The organism is Vescimonas fastidiosa (genome assembly GCF_018326305.1).
Classification (GTDB): Bacteria; Bacillota; Clostridia; order Oscillospirales; family Oscillospiraceae; genus Vescimonas; species Vescimonas fastidiosa.
The window spans coordinates 267,976-283,899 of record NZ_AP023415.1 but is presented as its reverse complement, the minus strand read 5'-3'; the positions used below and the strand labels follow the sequence as shown (position 1 = coordinate 283,899).

The 15,924-nt window shown below is 50.1% G+C and carries 16 protein-coding genes and 2 pseudogenes; all 18 read right to left on the bottom strand.

Features of this window, described 5'->3' with window-relative positions:
• Window positions 1–332: 332 nt before the first annotated feature.
• The gene (locus KI236_RS01350; RefSeq protein WP_008371563.1) at window positions 333–1,082 is read right to left on the bottom strand and encodes a hypothetical protein; all 750 of its coding nucleotides are present in this window, start codon (window positions 1,080–1,082) and stop codon (window positions 333–335) included.
• A 286-nt stretch (window positions 1,083–1,368) separates the two neighbouring features.
• Complete coding sequence (locus tag KI236_RS01345; protein WP_117962074.1) at window positions 1,369–1,938, bottom strand: DUF6560 family protein; 570 nt, start codon at window positions 1,936–1,938, stop codon at window positions 1,369–1,371.
• A 247-nt stretch (window positions 1,939–2,185) separates the two neighbouring features.
• Complete coding sequence (locus tag KI236_RS01340; protein ID WP_117992063.1) at window positions 2,186–2,494, bottom strand: molecular chaperone; 309 nt, start codon at window positions 2,492–2,494, stop codon at window positions 2,186–2,188.
• Entirely contained in the window at window positions 2,472–2,720 is a 249-nt protein-coding gene (locus KI236_RS01335) for a hypothetical protein (RefSeq protein ID WP_005930789.1), read from the bottom strand. The genes KI236_RS01340 and KI236_RS01335 overlap by 23 nt, the downstream gene beginning before the upstream one ends.
• Window positions 2,721–2,829: 109 nt before the next feature.
• A complete protein-coding gene (locus KI236_RS01330) occupies window positions 2,830–3,213 on the bottom strand; it encodes a TnpV protein (protein WP_008371551.1) in 384 nt (127 codons plus the stop codon).
• Complete coding sequence (locus tag KI236_RS01325; RefSeq protein ID WP_173738886.1) at window positions 3,210–5,132, bottom strand: recombinase family protein; 1,923 nt, start codon at window positions 5,130–5,132, stop codon at window positions 3,210–3,212. Before KI236_RS01325 ends, KI236_RS01330 begins: the two co-directional genes overlap by 4 nt.
• 11 nt (window positions 5,133–5,143) lie before the next feature.
• Window positions 5,144–6,562: pseudogene (locus tag KI236_RS01320) on the bottom strand (DNA topoisomerase); the annotation flags it as partial.
• Window positions 6,550–6,738, bottom strand: a complete 189-nt coding sequence (locus KI236_RS01315; protein ID WP_212818632.1) for a hypothetical protein — start codon at window positions 6,736–6,738, stop codon at window positions 6,550–6,552. The pseudogene KI236_RS01320 and the gene KI236_RS01315, both read right to left, overlap by 13 nt.
• A complete protein-coding gene (locus KI236_RS01310; RefSeq protein WP_212818629.1) occupies window positions 6,735–7,703 on the bottom strand; it encodes a CD1107 family mobile element protein in 969 nt (322 codons plus the stop codon). The genes KI236_RS01315 and KI236_RS01310 overlap by 4 nt, the downstream gene beginning before the upstream one ends.
• Complete coding sequence (locus KI236_RS01305) at window positions 7,696–7,935, bottom strand: DUF4315 family protein (RefSeq protein ID WP_007883194.1); 240 nt, start codon at window positions 7,933–7,935, stop codon at window positions 7,696–7,698. The genes KI236_RS01310 and KI236_RS01305 overlap by 8 nt, the downstream gene beginning before the upstream one ends.
• A 15-nt stretch (window positions 7,936–7,950) precedes the next feature.
• A complete protein-coding gene (locus tag KI236_RS01300) occupies window positions 7,951–9,660 on the bottom strand; it encodes a C40 family peptidase (RefSeq protein ID WP_212818627.1) in 1,710 nt (569 codons plus the stop codon).
• A complete protein-coding gene (locus tag KI236_RS01295; RefSeq protein ID WP_212818625.1) occupies window positions 9,657–12,062 on the bottom strand; it encodes a VirB4-like conjugal transfer ATPase, CD1110 family in 2,406 nt (801 codons plus the stop codon). Before KI236_RS01295 ends, KI236_RS01300 begins: the two co-directional genes overlap by 4 nt.
• Entirely contained in the window at window positions 11,983–12,414 is a 432-nt protein-coding gene (locus KI236_RS01290; RefSeq protein WP_007883202.1) for a PrgI family protein, read from the bottom strand. The genes KI236_RS01295 and KI236_RS01290 overlap by 80 nt, the downstream gene beginning before the upstream one ends.
• Before the next feature lie 12 nt (window positions 12,415–12,426).
• Complete coding sequence (locus KI236_RS01285; protein ID WP_044927047.1) at window positions 12,427–12,867, bottom strand: XF1762 family protein; 441 nt, start codon at window positions 12,865–12,867, stop codon at window positions 12,427–12,429.
• A gap of 13 nt (window positions 12,868–12,880) precedes the next feature.
• Entirely contained in the window at window positions 12,881–13,750 is an 870-nt protein-coding gene (locus KI236_RS01280) for a VirB6/TrbL-like conjugal transfer protein, CD1112 family (RefSeq protein WP_021633196.1), read from the bottom strand.
• A gap of 80 nt (window positions 13,751–13,830) precedes the next feature.
• Window positions 13,831–13,914 (bottom strand): annotated as a pseudogene (locus KI236_RS01275) (Maff2 family mobile element protein); the annotation flags it as partial.
• Between the two features lie 90 nt (window positions 13,915–14,004).
• On the bottom strand, window positions 14,005–15,675 hold the full coding sequence (locus KI236_RS01270; RefSeq protein WP_008394601.1) for a recombinase family protein: 1,671 nt from the start codon (window positions 15,673–15,675) through the stop codon (window positions 14,005–14,007).
• A complete protein-coding gene (locus KI236_RS01265) occupies window positions 15,676–15,873 on the bottom strand; it encodes a hypothetical protein (protein ID WP_002595176.1) in 198 nt (65 codons plus the stop codon).
• Between the last annotated feature and the right edge of the window lie 51 nt (window positions 15,874–15,924).

The following is a 15,924-nucleotide window of genomic DNA, read 5'->3' as shown; positions in this document are numbered from 1 at the left end:
TGATTCCTTGCGGCTTTCTGCGTCAAGTAATACCCAGTATTAAGTGGCGAAGCGCCACTTAACTGGGCAAGGCTGCCGCCCTTGACCTGCACAGGGGTATTGCATTCCCTGTACCCATGCACAAAGGGTTGCACCCTCTGTACTCCCGCCCGAACAAACTGACTTCACCCCATCCCAAGCTCTGTCAGTTCCTTCGGTTTTACAAAACAGTCCACCGGACTATTTTGCAAAAAGAAAAACCGACGCATGATCGCTTTACGCTCAATACATCGGTTTCTTCATCTGACCTTGACGGTCATATTCAGTTGTGGCAGATTAGCCAATTTGAAAAATTACTCTGGCACATCTACTGAGTAGCTCAGACAATCGCCTCTTTTATTGCTTTTCAAATCGTTATAATACCACATATACATCGTTCTACCATATTCTTCATATTCTATAATCCCATCTGGCTTTTGACCTTCTACTTCTAATGAGTAAATTTCTTTATCATGTGCATAGCCAAAAACGAATCTGGTATCCGGATAATTTGGATTTAAGTCTTGTTGAATATCACTTATTGTTAAAGATAAATGGATAAATTTTTTGAAGTCTCCCCCATAAGTGGTATCTGGTGTAGTGGTAGCTGGTGTAGCATTTACAAACGCATATTGTGTACTTTCATTTTCTATCTTTTTTTTGCAGCGTGCAATCACAAAACCTTGAACGGGATCGTTATCACTTCCTGCCCGATAGAAAATAGTATCATACTGTTTGCCATTCCATATATGCAATATTTCATCAACATGATTAAGAAAATCTTCTGGAACAGAAAATTCTTCATTTTCAGCATTCAAAGGAGAATTCAAAATAGCTTCTTCGACAGAACTATAATATATGAGTTCAGAATCCTTTTTATCGTAATCACTCAAATTGAATTCGACATATGCATTGTCTTTATTGTCATCTTCCGGAACATAAGTATAACGACCATTTTCAATATGGTCATCATAATCAACAAACAGTCCAATACATATCAGCGCTGCAAAAATCAAAAAAACTATTCCTACAATGATTAGCAATATTTTCAAAAATTTTTTCATACAAAAGTCCACCTTCTTGCTTCATTTCAGTAAATTATATCATACCGATATGAACAATTCAATTCACGCTCTATCAAGTAGTTTTTTACTTACCTATAACGCACATTTCCGCAAAATCCATAGTCTCCGATACTTTCCTCACAGGCGATATACAGTCGGAATTCTGTCAGCTCATGAAATAAGAAAAACCGACGCATGATCGCTTTACGCTCAATACATCGGTTTCTTCATCCGACTTTGACGGTCATATTCAGTTGTCTAACATCGTACTGTTATAAAATCTATGTCATTTACGATTCTTCTTATGCTGATTTGTCCAGTAAGATTTTACAGGGATTCTTCTTCTCTCTATATCTTCCATAAATTCTTCTTTATCGATATTACTATCAATGGTAAATAGCTTTTCCCCATTTACATATACACGCACAGAACCTTTTTTTCTCTCGCAGTAGGTAATATCCCCAAAACGAAAAGTTCTCTTTTTTCCAAAAGTTGACCGCCATGTGATTTCATCTCCGTTCACTTCCAGTTTCCACATTACCATATTGACTATTCCGCTTATGCCTACTAAAAAAAATATTCCAAATATACAAATGACAAACATATCTTCTTTTTCCCTAAGACTCATAGCCGTACAACAAGCAAAAAATATTGTACCTACGATAAATGCCACGACAAGGAATTTCTCTGTTTTTATTGTATAATGCGTTCTAATTATTCCCTTTTTCTGTTCTTCCTCTCGTTCTTTAGCTCTCTTTTGTTGAAGATTTACAAGATATTTCAAAAGAAGAAGTACAACTAAATAGGGGCCTATTTGTGTAATTATATTCAAACACATTCGTAAAAAATCATTCATTTTTTGCCCTCCATAGTTCCAGCTATATAAAAATGATTATTTGAAATCGAGTATTAAAAACCTCAATTTTTCATATCTCATTATACTTCATCAACTTAAAGAATGGAAGAAAAAATTTTGTGTACAGAGTTCCTGTTCAAACCTTGTAACGCACATTTCCGTAAAATTTATAGTCTCCGATACTTTCCTCACAGGCGATAGGCAACGGTCAAAACATCAGGTTTGCACCTGACATTTTAACCGCATATCAGCCCTGATTATCACAGTATCCCTGCTGGCTGTTCAGCCCATGCTTTTTCGCATATTCACTGGCTTTCTGTCTGCGTTCCTCACTGTAAGGCGGCAGGAAACGGATAGACAGACGGGACTTTGCCAGCTCATAAGAAACACCGCCTTGAACATTGGATTTTTCCAGTCGGCAAAGGTCAGGGTACTTCTTAGCAAAAGCAGCCAACCTCTTTTTCAATCCGGCGTTGTGGGTGTAGATATTTGCCTTGTCCTCGCCCTCATTAAAGAGAACGATTGTTTCTTTCTCAATCTTCGTCAGTCTCGTCATAGCAGCCCTCCCTATGGTTTTTCAACACACGCAGCTTGCAGTAAAAGCAGCGATACCACCTTTCAACACCCTCAGCACTCAGCTTGACGGAAAGCATATAAAACAGCTTCTTCGCCACTGGATCGGGTGCAAGGGCAGCTACCATACGCAAACGCTCGACAGTTGCTTTCAGGTTCGGACAGCCAAAGGCATAAAGGGCTTCCATTTCATTCCGGTTCATCTTCATTGTGTTTTCCTCCTTAAAGTTTGATAAATGAAAAGCGACAGACACTTCATAAGGAAATACCTGTCGCTTCGTTTACGATACAAATTTGTTGGTTTTGGACTTGATAAAATCAGCAGTAAATCATTTCCTGTCTGATGATTTCTTCGGCTCGGTTACGGATAGAGTTCATGGACTGTACCCACAACATCTGATTGTCTGCTTTCATGGTTTCGGTCACGCCCTCGGCTTGTTTCATCTGCTCAATGATAAGGCTGCACCTTTCCGTTGCCTGTTCGTTCAGATCAGCAAGGTAAGTATGCAGTTCGCCGGATAAACAGAGGGCAGAGAACCTTGCAGGGCGGTACTGCTCCAAATATGTCCTGTGCAGTCTGCCCCACATACCGATAGGGCGGTGTTCCTCCGGTAGCTTCAAGTCCGGCACATAGTAATCACCCACAAGAACATAGTCCAGACCGTTGCTTTCGTCATGGATTCGTAGTTTCAATTCTGTCATGCTATTTTTTCTCCTTTCACTTTTTGCCGATTTGATTTGCTTGTGGCGTTCTGTTCAACACACACATTGCTATCAGAGCTTTTTTCTTCTGCTATACGCTCATGCTCCGCAAATTCTTTTGATTTCTCACGAATCTTTTTCATATACTTACGATTGGATTCTCGTTTTCTGCGAAGTCGTTCCGCCTCTTTTTCAGCAGCAATCCTTTCTTCCTCGGTTGGTTCATGCTGCTCCACAGGTACTTGAAATTGCCCGACATAGTTAAGATATATCTCCACCTCTGTGGTGCGGTCTGCACCTTTTCCTTGTGGCTCGTGAACCAGTATTTTGTCGATAAATTCATTTATCATGGCAGGAGTAAGTTCTGTAATGTTCTCATACTTTTTAACCAGCTTTAGAAAACGCTCCACATTATTTTGACCGCCTATAATCCGTTGCATATCAGCGGTGTCAGTCTCAATAATCTTGTTCAGCTCGTTCTGCTCATTTTCATAATCAGTAAGCATACTCTGAAAAAGTCTGTCCGGCAATCTTCCAATCACATTATCTTCATAGATTTTCCTGATAAGCATATCCAGTTCGTGAACTCGCTTCTGATTTCTTTCAATGCGGTTTTTTACAGTTTCAGAAACAGCAATATCTTTCATCGCCGATTCTTCTTGCAGAGAATAAACAAACTCCCGCTCATTCAAAGAAACATAATGGCAAGTCTCCTGTATGGTTTTCAGAATGATGCTTTTAAGTGCTTTTGTTGAAATATGGTGGCAAGTACAATGTCGGTCATACTTCTGATAAGCAAGATTATATGTGGAACATTCATAACAATCTGCCGGATTGGAATAACTTGTCCTTTTTTCGCCTTTGGCAGTATAGTATATTCTTTCTCGCCCTTTCCGCTGCCTGTGATTATACATCGGCGCACCACAATCAGCACAGTAAATCTTTCCGGTCAGAACATTAGGCTCGCCCATAGGATCTGCTTTTCTTACATTCTGTCTTAACTTTTGAGCAAGCAGCCATGTTTCTTCATCGACAATAGGCTCTTGTGTATCATCAAAAACCACCCAATCTTCCTTATCTGCCCTTTTCGTCTTTTTGTCCTTATAGGAATTTTTGAATGTCCTGAAATTGACAGTCTTTCCGATATACTCTGGTCGGGCAATCAGAGTAGTAACCTGATTTCCTCGCCACATATACGGATTTTCTTTGTCATAGTTGCTTGCATGATTTCCAAGTCCCTTTTTGCCAAGATAATAAGATGGTCTTTCAATTTTTTCTTCTGAAAGTTCTCTTGCTATCTGATAAGGTCCTTTTCCCTCAATAGTCATGCGATAAATTCTGCGGACTACTTCAGCAGCTTCTTCATCAATAATCCAATGGTCGGGGTTTTCGGGGTCTTTCAAATAGCCGTATGGTGGGATATTACTTGTATGAGCGTTGCCGGAAGAACCTCTGGATTTCAGTACAGCTTTAATTTTCTTACTTGTGTCCCTGACAAACCACTCATTCATGATATTCAGAAAAGGGGCAAACTCACTGGTTTCTTGACGGTCACTGTCAATACCATTATTGATTGCTATAAATCGAACTTCCTTTTCTCTAAACAGAATGTCAGTGAAAAAACCTACTTGCAGATGATCTCTGCCGATTCTGGACATATCTTTGCAGATACAGGCAGTGATTTCTCCGTTTTTAACACCTTCAACAAGTCTGTTCCATGAAGGTCTGTCAAAAGTCGCTCCACTCCAACCATCATCGGTAAAATGAACAAGATTCGTAAAACCATGTTTCATAGCATAATCTTCAAGCATTTGCTTTTGATGAACTATACTGTTACTCTCTCCAGCATTATCATCATCACGAGACAGTCTTTCATACAAAGCAGTAATGCCATTGCTTCTATCTTTTTTTCTTCTCATGCTGAACTCCTTTCTTCAATTCCTATCCACTCCTTACGCTCACAAAATATCACATCGGTGAAATGCTTGGGCGGCGTGGTTTTTCCGGTCTTGACCGACGCGGCAGATACGGAAAGCGTCTGATTATCCGTTACCACCGGCAGCGCGGGCGCTGCCTCCGTCTGCTCCTGCTCATAGCGCTTCCAGCCAGGAGCAAGAACGGTTTTGCCCTTGGCGGTGAAGCTCTGACCGGCACAGTCCACCGTAATGAGCGTTTCTGCATAGCGGTGGGGTTCATCCACCGCACGAAGCAAGCCCCTTGCCGCCAGCTTCAGCACCTCGCGTTCGCCCAGCGGCAGAGAGGCCATATCTACCTTTTCCACGCTGATGGTGGGGACGATAGCGTGGTGATCGGTGACTTTTTGGCTGCTGCATACCTGCTTGGCGCAGATGGTCGGCGGCTTCTCCGTGCCGCAGACAGCGGCAGCAGCGGCAACAAGGCCGGGGACGCTGCCCTCCATATCGTCGGTCAGGAAGCGGCTGTCGGTGCGCGGGTAGGTACAGAGCTTCTTTTCATAGAGGGCTTGGAGATAGTCGAGGGTCTGCTGAGAGGTGTAGCCGAGAACGCGGTTGGCGTCGCGCTGGAGGGAGGTCAAATCGTAGAGCGCGGGCGCTTTCTCAGACTTTTCCTTGCGCTCCACGCTTTTGACGGTTACTGCCTTGCCCTTGCAGGCGTTGGCGATGGCGTCGGCGTCCTTCCTGTCCTTCATTCGGCCTGTCGTGGCGGGAAAGCCGCAATCGAGCTGGACGGTGTAGAACGGTTCTGCCGCAAATGCGGAGATCTCCGCCTCGCGCTGTACCAGCAGCGCCAGCGTGGGCGACATGACGCGCCCGATGTTCAATGTGCGGCCATACGTCAGGGAGAAATACCGCGTGGCGTTGATACCAACCAGCCAATCAGCCTTGGCGCGGCAGAGGGCGGATTGATGCAGGCCGTCATAGTCACGCCCGGATTTAAGCTGCTGGAAGCCGCTGCGGATGGCATCATCCTCCATTGAGGAAATCCAAAGCCGCAGAATCGGCTTGGAGCATCCCGCAAGGCAGTAAACCGTGCGGAAGATCAGCTCACCCTCGCGTCCAGCGTCGCAGGCGTTGACCACCTCGGTCATATCCTCCCGGCGCATCAGCTCCCGCAGAATATCAAACTGCTTCTGCTTTTCAGAGCGGACGATGAAGCGGAACGAGGTAGGAATGATGGGCAGCGCCGCCAGCGTCCATTTGGCATCATCGGCATTGTAAACGGCGGCGTCGGCCAGCTCTGCCAGATGCCCGAAGCACCACGACACGATGTACCCGCCGCCCTCCAGATACCCGTCATGCCGTGATTTTGCACCCAGCACGGCGGCGATGCTCTGCGCCACGGAGGGTTTTTCGGCGATCACAAGGCGCATGGTGCAGCCTCCATTCTCTTTACGTCACGGTAGCAGGGGCGAACGCAGCTCTGTCCGAAGCGCTTGCAGCCGTAGCAGAAGTGTTCCTTGGCAGCGTCGGGAGGGCTGTCCTCCCGCACTGCTTTCGGCTTCTGCATCATCAGGCGTTCCAGCGGATTATTGGTGAAATATCTCATACGTTCGTATCCTCCGTAGTATCCTGTTCCGGTTCGTCCTCATACGGCTCAAACTCGTATTCGTCCTCGCCGTAGTCATAATCGTCCAGATCGGCGCTGCCCTTGGTCTGCGGCTTGGCCTTTTTCTGCTTGAAAATGTAGAACGCGGCACCACCGCCCAGCGCGACGATCAGCAGGACGACGAGGATGCCGCCCACGCCGCTCTTTTTCTCCGGTTCCTCGGCGGCGGGTTCTGTCGGCTCAGCGGGGACTTCGGGCTTTGCCTCCTTGCCCACGCACTCGGTCATGTTGACCGCGCAGACGGGGCAGGATGTATTGACCGCACCGGCCACGCATTTGGTGGTGCAGGAGCAAGTGGCGGGCGTTTCTTCCTCGCCGGTCAGCGCCATCAGGTCGGCCTCATCCACCTGATTCAAGAAGTGGACGGTTTCTTCGCCCTCATCGTCACGGTCAATAATCAGGTAAAATGTATTGCCGTTCTTGCTTTCCAGCGTAATGAACTGTTTTCCTGCCTTGGTGCTGGAGCCAATATCGTCGATCAGCGTCAGATTGCCGTCCGGTGTCAGCGCATCGCTGCCGCCCGTCATGCTGCCGATGCTCGCGGTACTGTCAGCGGCGTCGGTGACGGTCAGATAGCTGCCGTACACATAGCCCGCGCGGGCGGGCAGCAGGATTTTTACCCAATCGCCGTCCCTGCCAATCACATCGACCACCGTGCCGTTGGGGAGCTGCGTAAACGCGGTGTTGTCCAGTCCTGCGCCAGTGCGGACATTCAAGTTGCCGCCGTTGGTCGTGACCGTGCCGGTCTGTTTTGTTTCCTGCGTGTCTGCGGCGCTGCTTTCGGCAGCAGGCAGCGTATCATCGGGATAGTCGCCGCTGCTGGCAAAAGCGGAAACGGGGAGAATCCCGATACACAGGAGTATCAGCAGCAGGCTGATAAAAATGCGCGGTGCTTTCTTAGTCATGGTTCAACGCCTCCTTTTCCGAAGTGGCCGGTGCAGGCGCGGCCTGCATACGGCGGAACAGCTCGGCAAACTGCTCCATCGTCATGCCGTTCTCACGCACCATGCCGATGATGTCGGTGTCCTCCAGCTCACGAATCTGCTTTTCCAGCTCGCGGTTGCGGCCTTGCAGATCGGAGATTTTGCCTTTGTTCTTCTCCAGCTCTCCACGGAGCTTCATAATTTTCGGGTTCATATCGTTCACTCTCCTTTACGGCAAGCGCCCATAGCGGTAGAAATGGGACTGCCAATAGTTTGAATTTAAGTTTGCATAAGAGATCGGATCTCCGCAGTGGATCATCATATTGTTGCCGACGTAGATACCCACATGGCTGACACCGGGGGTATCATACGTTCCGGTGAAAAACACCAGATCGCCCGGTTTGACGTTGGCAGAGGATACAGGCGTGCAGATGTTGCAAAGCCCCTGCGCTCCCAGCCTGCCCACATCCCAACCGGAATGATTGATGACCCAACTGACGAAGCCCGAACAGTCAAATGAGGTAGAGGGGCTGCTGCCGCCCCAAACGTAGGGGTAGCCGAGATACTTTTCCGCTTCCTTGATGATGGCGGCGAATACCTCATCGTCCAGCGCCTCCGGGGGAATGTCGTAGTCGGTATAGCTACCCTCCACATACTTGCCGATGTAGCCTGAACTGGGGAACAGGTCGGGACGGTTGCCGAGGGTGGACATATAGGTGGCGTACATTCCGAGCTGTTCTTCGCTCATAATGTAAACGGGAACATGGGAGAGATTGAAGTTTTCCAGCGTGACCGTGCAGATGTAGTAGTCATACGGCACCTGATAGGTGTCCGTATGGGTGTTGCCGTCCGCGTCCGTCCATGTGTCGGTTTCTGTGCGGTAGCGGGTTTCCACCACCACATCCTCGGTCAAGATGTACTGGCGGTCAAAGAGCATCTGGAGCGTACCCTGCACCTCATCCAGCGTCCATTCCCCTTGATGCAGCGCCGTAATCATGGAAATGAGTACATAGGGGTCATGCTCGATGGTGTCCAGATCAAAGTGGTACTCATCGTAGTCATGGGTACTTTCATAGGTGTCGAGGTAGCGCTGAAGCTCTGCCTCCATCGCGCAATACTGCGCCTCCGCACCCAGCATATCGGCGTCCTGCGACGGATAGGTACTGGCCACGATCCCGGAGCCGACGCCATCCATTATCACCGAGCAGGAGGACAGGCCGTTGAGCAGAAATGCCAGCATCAGCAGAATTGCGGCGGCAATGGCAAAGCCGCGCCGGTGTTCCCACACATATTTGCCCGCTTTCTCAGCCTTTTCAGCGGCTTTTTTCGCGGCCTTGGCGGTATTCTCTGCCGCCTTTGCCGTAGTCTGCGCCGTCTGATTGTGCTTGGCAGCGGCATACTGCTTTTTGATGGCCTGCTTCTGCTGCCACTTGGAAACGGGATTGCTGGTGGGGCTGTCGATCTCTGCTTTCTTCTGGAGCGCGTCAAGATTGGCTCGTTCCAGCTTTTTCTCTGCACGGATGGCAGCACGATAAGGCTTGAGCTGATGGGCGCGGTGGGCAGACTGCACCAGCCGCCCGCCGCTCTCCACGGCTTGCTCTACCTTGTGCGCGGCCTCTACGCCTACATTGTCATCCTCGCTCTGCCGCACCTCCCGATGAACCTGAGAGAGAACAAAGTTGGCGGGGGCATCCCGCACGGCATGGGTCAGCTTTGAGGGCGGCTTTTTCTTATCCACTTCCTCAAAACGGAGCTGCGTTTTGACCTTGCCGGTGGCAGGATCAAAGCCGCGTTCCTTTTTGACCACGGTTTTCTTGGGGATTTTCGCCTGTGCCTTATCCGCCTTGGCCTCCGCTTTTTTCACCCGCTTGATGGGCTTTTCCAGCTTCGGCTCGGCAAGATCGGCGTCGGAAAACTGTAAACGCGGTTCTCTTTTCATGCCGACGCCACCTCTTGCGGCTTGGTGGTCATGACGCGGTACAGCTCGGTGTCCTTGGGGAAGTGGTCAATGAAGGGCAGGATCGTGTTGCCGTAGAACAGCAGCCCCTCGCCCTCGCCGGAGTGGGTCACATAAGAAAGCTGATGCGGCGAAATGTTGAGCTGCTTTGCGAGAATCTGCCGGTCGCCAGCGGCCTGATTGAGCATATAGATGAAATCGCTGTTCTCAAAAATGTTCTCAACCTCGCGGCTGGATAACAGGTCTTTGACATTTTGCGTGATCCCGGTGGGGATGCCGCCCCATTTGCGATAGCGTTTCCAGATTTCGACACTGTACGAAGCCGTCTGTTCCTCCTTCAAAAGAAGATGGAACTCGTCAAGATAGTAGCGGGTCGTTTTATGGGCGGCGCGGTTGATGGTCACACGGTTCCAGACCTGATCCTGCACCACCAGCATCCCGATTTTTTTGAGCTGCTTGCCCAGCTCCTTGATGTCGTAGCAGACGATGCGGCTATTCACATCCACGTTCGTGTGATGGTTGAACACATTCAGAGAGCCGGTGACGTAGATTTCCAAAGCAGTGGCGATGTACTGCGCTTCCTTTTCATCCTGCGCACGGAGGGCGTTATACAAGTCCTCCAACAGCGGCATATTCTCCGGCTTCGGGTCATTGAGGTAGTCCCGGTAGACGATGCGAACGCAGCGGTCGATGATGGTCTTTTCCACAGGGGCAAGCCCGTCCTTGCCGCCGACGATCAGCTCACACAGAGACAAAATGAAGTCGGATTTCAGGCTCAGCGGGTTATCATCGTCGCTGTAATCCAGATTCAAGTCCATCGGATTGATGTAGCAGGGCGAACCGTCGTAGCCCTTGCCGGTGGGCGACAGCTTAATGACCTGACCGTGCAAACGCTCCACCAGCGGTGTATATTCGCCCTCCGGGTCACAGATGATGATGTCGTCTTTGGGGCAGATGAGAAACGCATTGGTGATCTCACGTTTTGCCGAAAACGACTTGCCGCTGCCGGGAGTGCCCAAAATCAGGCCGTTGGGATTTTTCAACAGCTTCCGGTCTACCATGATAAGGTTGTTGGACAGGGCGTTGATGCCGTAGTACAGCGCCTCTGAACCGTTCTGAAATAGCTCCTGCGTGGTAAAAGGGACGAAGATTGCCACGCTGGATGTAGTCAAGCCCCGCTGAATCTCAATCTGGTTCAAGCCCAGCGGGAGGCTGCTCATCAGCCCTTCTTCCTGCTGGAAGTCCAGCCGGGTCAGCGCGCAGTTATATTTCTGCGCGATGCTGGAGGTCTGGAAGATGTTGTTGTCGAGCTGCCGGGGCGTGTCCGCTGTGTTGAGAATGAGGAAGGTCAGCAGGAACATTCGCTCGTTGCGGGACTGCAAATCCTGCAACAGCTTTTTGGCCTCTGCGCCGTAGGTAGCAAGGTCGCTTGGAATGATGTCCATATCGTACCCGGCGCGGACGGCTTTTTTCTGTTCTTCGATTTTGGATTTGTCCAGATCGGTGATCTTGCGCTTGACGGTCTTGATGGCGTTGACCTGATCCACAGACTGCACATGGAGGTTGACGAGGACGCTGCTCTCCATATCCAGAAAATCCGCCAGCATCCGGTCGTTCAGTTCCGGTGCCAGAATCTGCACGAAGCTGACAGCGCCCAGCTTTTTGCCCATGCGGAACATTCTGCCGGTTTTGAACTCAAAGGAGCTGGGGGCAATAAAGTCCTTGGTGGACAGGCCGGAGGGGGCAAGCCAGTCCCAAGAGAAACGGAACGGCTCCTGCTCATCCATCCGCAGAATATCGTGCATGACGCGCAGACGCTCATAGCCGTTCAGCGGCGCAGCCACAACACCAAGCCGCTTGAAGTTGTTCAGAAGATCGGTTTCGATGCGCTCCAAACGGGGCTTGGCAGCGCGGAGGTTGTCGGCCTCAACGCCGAACGTGAGATACTTGGTCTTAATGAGGCCGTTGTTGCCGCGGGCAAGCTGATTTTGCAGCATACCGGCGTACTCGGCGCGGATGCCGTCAAACTCGTCCCCGCAGGGCGGAATAGAAATGCTCCGTGCAAAGGTTTCCTGTGAAGCCGAGAGGTTCACAAAGGAAAGCTGGAATTGCACGGAGCTGTCAAAGTAGTTCAGAAAATCGCACCACGCTTCAAAGATGGCGGTCTTGTCCTCGTTCTGCGAGAGCTGGTAGTTGATGTCCTGATACTGGATCGTTTTGGTGTAGCGCGTGTCGGTCACACGGCAAATACCGTCCGGCCACATACGCTGATACGGGATGCTGTCCTGCGCCGATTTTTCTTTCTTATCCGTTCGGTTCGCTCTTGCGATGGCGGCTTCGATCTGTTTTCGTTCGGCGCGGGTCAGCTTTTTCTTTTCGGACAATTTGATACACCTCCCGGTCTAACTGGTTTTGCCGCTCCAAAACGGCATAGAAATTGTTGGTCTTATACGGGCGCTGCTTCGGCCTCTGGAAACACACGCGGTAGATGTTGCGGATGACGACCTCCAACGGCTGACCGTTCTTTTCATACATGGCGAACAGCATAGCCGGGATCATCACCACCATCATCACCATGGCGGCGGGGCTGGTGCCGATGCTGCCCTTGAGCAAGAAGAAAAGCGGTACGCCGATGAGTGCGCCGCTTCCGAAGCAGATAAGCTGCCGTTTCGTGAGGTTGAATAATACCTTGGTCTTAACTTTGGTTAAGTCCTTTGGGACGTTGACATAGGCCATAGAAATCCCCCTTTACAAGAGCTTTTCATATCGAAGTTTCATCTGCGCCGGGTACAAAGCGGAGGCGGGCTTGCGGCTGCCTGTCCAGCATTTGCCGCCCGCCATGCCTGCACAGCTCCAGCCAGCGGCGCGGAGGCTGCTGCCATTCTCGCTATCCAGCGTATAGGTGATGATCTTGCGGTATCCCATTGCCTTTGCCGCCCGCGCAGATGCGGCATAGAGAATACTGCAAGCGTTTCTCTCGCCGGTGGTACAAAGACGATTGACCTCCAATGTCCAGCCATCATCCAGATACCGGCTTACCGGACGGCCTACGATTGCAACGCCAACAAGCTCTCCATCCTTGGCACAGCCGATGGAAAACTTATGCCCAGCAGTTGCCTTATGGTGCCGGTGATGCGCATTGACAAATGCGTTCGCTGTTGCGAGCGCGACGGGCGTGAGTGTCAGCATAGTATCACCCCCGTTAATGTGCATTGAACACGGACTTGGCAAGGCTGCTCGTTTTGAACAGGCAGAAGCACAGCAGCACCGTGTAGCCCATGCAAGTCCAGATGGCGTAGATGATGTCATCCACAAGCGCGATGTTCTGCACCAGAACGGCGTAGATGGCAACGCAGACGATGATGAGAAATGCTTGGAAGCCCAGCGCCAGCAGGGAACGGATGTAGTTCTGTCCCATGCCGCCCCATTCCTTGCCCATCATGGTCGCCATCGGAATTGGGGCAACAGAGGTGACGAGATATATTTCAATCATTCTTCCGAATGTGATAATGAAAATGCAGATGGTCAGCGCCCACATGGTAATGCCAACAAACAGCGACTGGAACCATAGGCCGAAGAGCGGCCCCAGTTCCATTTCCATCAGCCGATCCTCAATGCCCACCATGACGCTTGAAATGTTGATGCTGGTGTCGCCGATAATCAGCCCGGAGGCGCTGGCAACGACGCTTTGGGCGGCATCGAACACGCCCATCACAATCGTCCATGTGTTTGTTACGATCAGGACAGCGGCAGCGGACTTGAACGCCCACTTGAAGAATATCCATGTGTCCATGTCGTTGAGGTTATTTTTGTCGGTAATGAGCTGGATCAGCTCCAGCGTCATCACAAAGGCGAGAATTGCGCCTGCGATGGGGACGATCACGGTTTCCGACAGGTTTTGTATCATGCTGAAAATGCTGCCGTTCCATGCCTGCGGCGATAAGCCCACCTGACCGGAGATCTCGGCAACCTTTTGATTGGTTGCATCGAACATCCCGGACAGATTGCTCACGATACCGCCGATGAGCATTTCTTTCAGCCATTCCGTGATCTTATCCCATAAGAAATCCATAGGGTTGCCCTCCTTTCGGGAGGATGCCGCCAGAAAGCGGCACCCTCCGTGGATTTATGGGAAGCAAACGAGCTGCCTGATTAGCCGAATAGACCGGACAGCAGCGGCACGAGGGTAATGCCAATCAAGGCCACCCCGCCCCCGGCCATCAGCTGTTTTATCCCCAATTAGGTGTAAAACTCTGCTCGATGGCGGGCGGCGGCGTACAAAAAATCTATATGGTGTTTTTAAGAGAACCGTCCCGGCGGGACAGGTCAGGCAGTGACCTGTTCCACCTCCGGGATGGGTTTGAGATTAAAATGAATTTCGATAGAAATGTGTCTTGTTTTATCTTCGTCAATGCGCTCATGCACGACGATTTCTTTGATTAAGCGGTTGAGGGTGGCTGCGTCCAACTCTGTGATGTTGGCATATTCCTGAATGGCTTCCACCCATTGTTTTGCGTCATTGGCAAGCTGGACTTCATCGGACAGCCGCTTTCTGCCCTCGGACACTTTTGTTTTAAGTTCCGTCTGCTCGGTCTGTGTCTTTTCCAGCATGGTGTTGAAGTTCTGCTCACTGATACGCCCTGCAATCATATCTTCATAAAGCCGCATTACCATTTTGTCCAGAACCTCAATCCGTTCCTCGTCCCTTGTAAGGGAGCGTTCCATTGCTTCCCGCTGTTCCCGCTGCTCGGCTTCACAGGTATTGGTCAGGCGGTCAGCAACCGCTTTCCCGTCCATCAGGGCAGCTCTGGCACATTCCCGGATTTTCCGCAGCACATGACTGTAAAGGGTGTCATAATCAATCCGGTGCTGGGTGCAGTGGTTCTTTCCAAAGGCATTGTAGGTCTTGCAGGAGTAAATCTGCTGGGGATGTTTTGCGTTTGTGTAGCGTACCGTCAGAGACTTCCCACACTCGCCGCATTTTATCAGTCCGGCAAACAGGCTGATTTCATTGGTCTGCCCCGGACGCTGGCGGGATTTCAGCTTGTTCTGCACAATGTCAAAGCTCATGCGGTCAATCAGCGGTTCATGCTGTCCTTCCACTACAATCCAGTCCTCCGGCTTCTTTTCCCCAATCGTGCCGATTTTGAAACGGTAGTCCTTTTTCTGGGAAGCAATCGCCCCAGTGTAAACGGGATTCATCAAAAGGTCTTTGATAACGGAAAAGTCCCACATATACCGCCCGTTTTCCGGGTCTTTCTTTTCCCATTTGGTGCGGGTATTGCGAAGCCCCCGTTCCCGGTTCCACCATGTGGGGCAGGGGATTTTTTCTTCCTCCAGCCGTCTGCGGATATAGTTCGGACCATGACCGTTTAGGGCATATCCGAAAATCAGCCGCACAATCGGGGCGGTTTCCTCGTCAATGAGCAGATGGTTTTTGTCCTCCGGGTCTTTCCGATACCCAAACGGGGCAAGACACCCGGTAAACTGTCCTTTCTGCGCTTTCAGAAGATAAGAGGAATGGACTTTCTTGGAAATATCCTTGCTGTACATCTCGTTCAGGATATTCTTGAACGGGGCGATGTCGTTGTTATCCCGCAGGGTGTCGATACCGTCATTCATGGCGATATAGCGGACACCGTTTCTTGGGAAAAAGTCCTCAATCAAATGCCCTGTTTGCAAATAGTTACGCCCCAGTCGGCTGAGGTCTTTCGTGATGACAAGGTTGATTTGCCTGCGCTCAATGGCTCTCAACATTCTCTGTAAATCAGGACGCTCCATATTAAGACCTGTGAAGCCATCGTCCTGATAGACTGCCACAACCTCCCATCCCTGCTTTTCGCAGTATTTTTCCAGCATATCACGCTGGTTTGCGATACTGGCACTTTCGCCTTGCAGGTCATCGTCCTTTGACAGCCTGCAATAGACCGCCGCACGATAGCCCCCGGCAAGTGCTGAACCGATTGTTCTGTATTCCATTTCGTTCATCATAGCCATTTACCCACACAATCCAGACGGTATCTGGCTCTGTTGAACCTCATCTTCATTATACTTCAAATCTTTCTTTTTAGCAAGATATTCTTTTGTATTTGTTTTGCCGTATTTCTGGGAAATCAGGCTGACGAACACATCGGTGGCGTCCAGTTCCCCGTCAAATACGGTTGTCACTTCAATCTTGGTCTTATTTTTCGCCATAGGCAGTTATCCTCCATACATGAAAATAGCCAGACAGAGAACGGTCGGCAA

Coding starts and splice junctions, on each gene's coding strand:
- KI236_RS01340 (WP_117992063.1), bottom strand. CDS start 2,494: ATGACGAGACTGACGAAGATTGAGAAAGAAACAATCGTTCTCTTTAAT.
- KI236_RS01335 (WP_005930789.1), bottom strand. CDS start 2,720: ATGAAGATGAACCGGAATGAAATGGAAGCCCTTTATGCCTTTGGCTGT.
- KI236_RS01290 (WP_007883202.1), bottom strand. CDS start 12,414: ATGGCCTATGTCAACGTCCCAAAGGACTTAACCAAAGTTAAGACCAAG.
- KI236_RS01330 (WP_008371551.1), bottom strand. CDS start 3,213: ATGACAGAATTGAAACTACGAATCCATGACGAAAGCAACGGTCTGGAC.
- KI236_RS01345 (WP_117962074.1), bottom strand. CDS start 1,938: ATGAATGATTTTTTACGAATGTGTTTGAATATAATTACACAAATAGGC.
- KI236_RS01350 (WP_008371563.1), bottom strand. CDS start 1,082: ATGAAAAAATTTTTGAAAATATTGCTAATCATTGTAGGAATAGTTTTT.
- KI236_RS01285 (WP_044927047.1), bottom strand. CDS start 12,867: ATGCTGACACTCACGCCCGTCGCGCTCGCAACAGCGAACGCATTTGTC.
- KI236_RS01280 (WP_021633196.1), bottom strand. CDS start 13,750: ATGGATTTCTTATGGGATAAGATCACGGAATGGCTGAAAGAAATGCTC.
- KI236_RS01315 (WP_212818632.1), bottom strand. CDS start 6,738: ATGAGATATTTCACCAATAATCCGCTGGAACGCCTGATGATGCAGAAG.
- KI236_RS01265 (WP_002595176.1), bottom strand. CDS start 15,873: ATGGCGAAAAATAAGACCAAGATTGAAGTGACAACCGTATTTGACGGG.
- KI236_RS01300 (WP_212818627.1), bottom strand. CDS start 9,660: ATGAAAAGAGAACCGCGTTTACAGTTTTCCGACGCCGATCTTGCCGAG.
- KI236_RS01310 (WP_212818629.1), bottom strand. CDS start 7,703: ATGACTAAGAAAGCACCGCGCATTTTTATCAGCCTGCTGCTGATACTC.
- KI236_RS01305 (WP_007883194.1), bottom strand. CDS start 7,935: ATGAACCCGAAAATTATGAAGCTCCGTGGAGAGCTGGAGAAGAACAAA.
- KI236_RS01270 (WP_008394601.1), bottom strand. CDS start 15,675: ATGGCTATGATGAACGAAATGGAATACAGAACAATCGGTTCAGCACTT.
- KI236_RS01325 (WP_173738886.1), bottom strand. CDS start 5,132: ATGAGAAGAAAAAAAGATAGAAGCAATGGCATTACTGCTTTGTATGAA.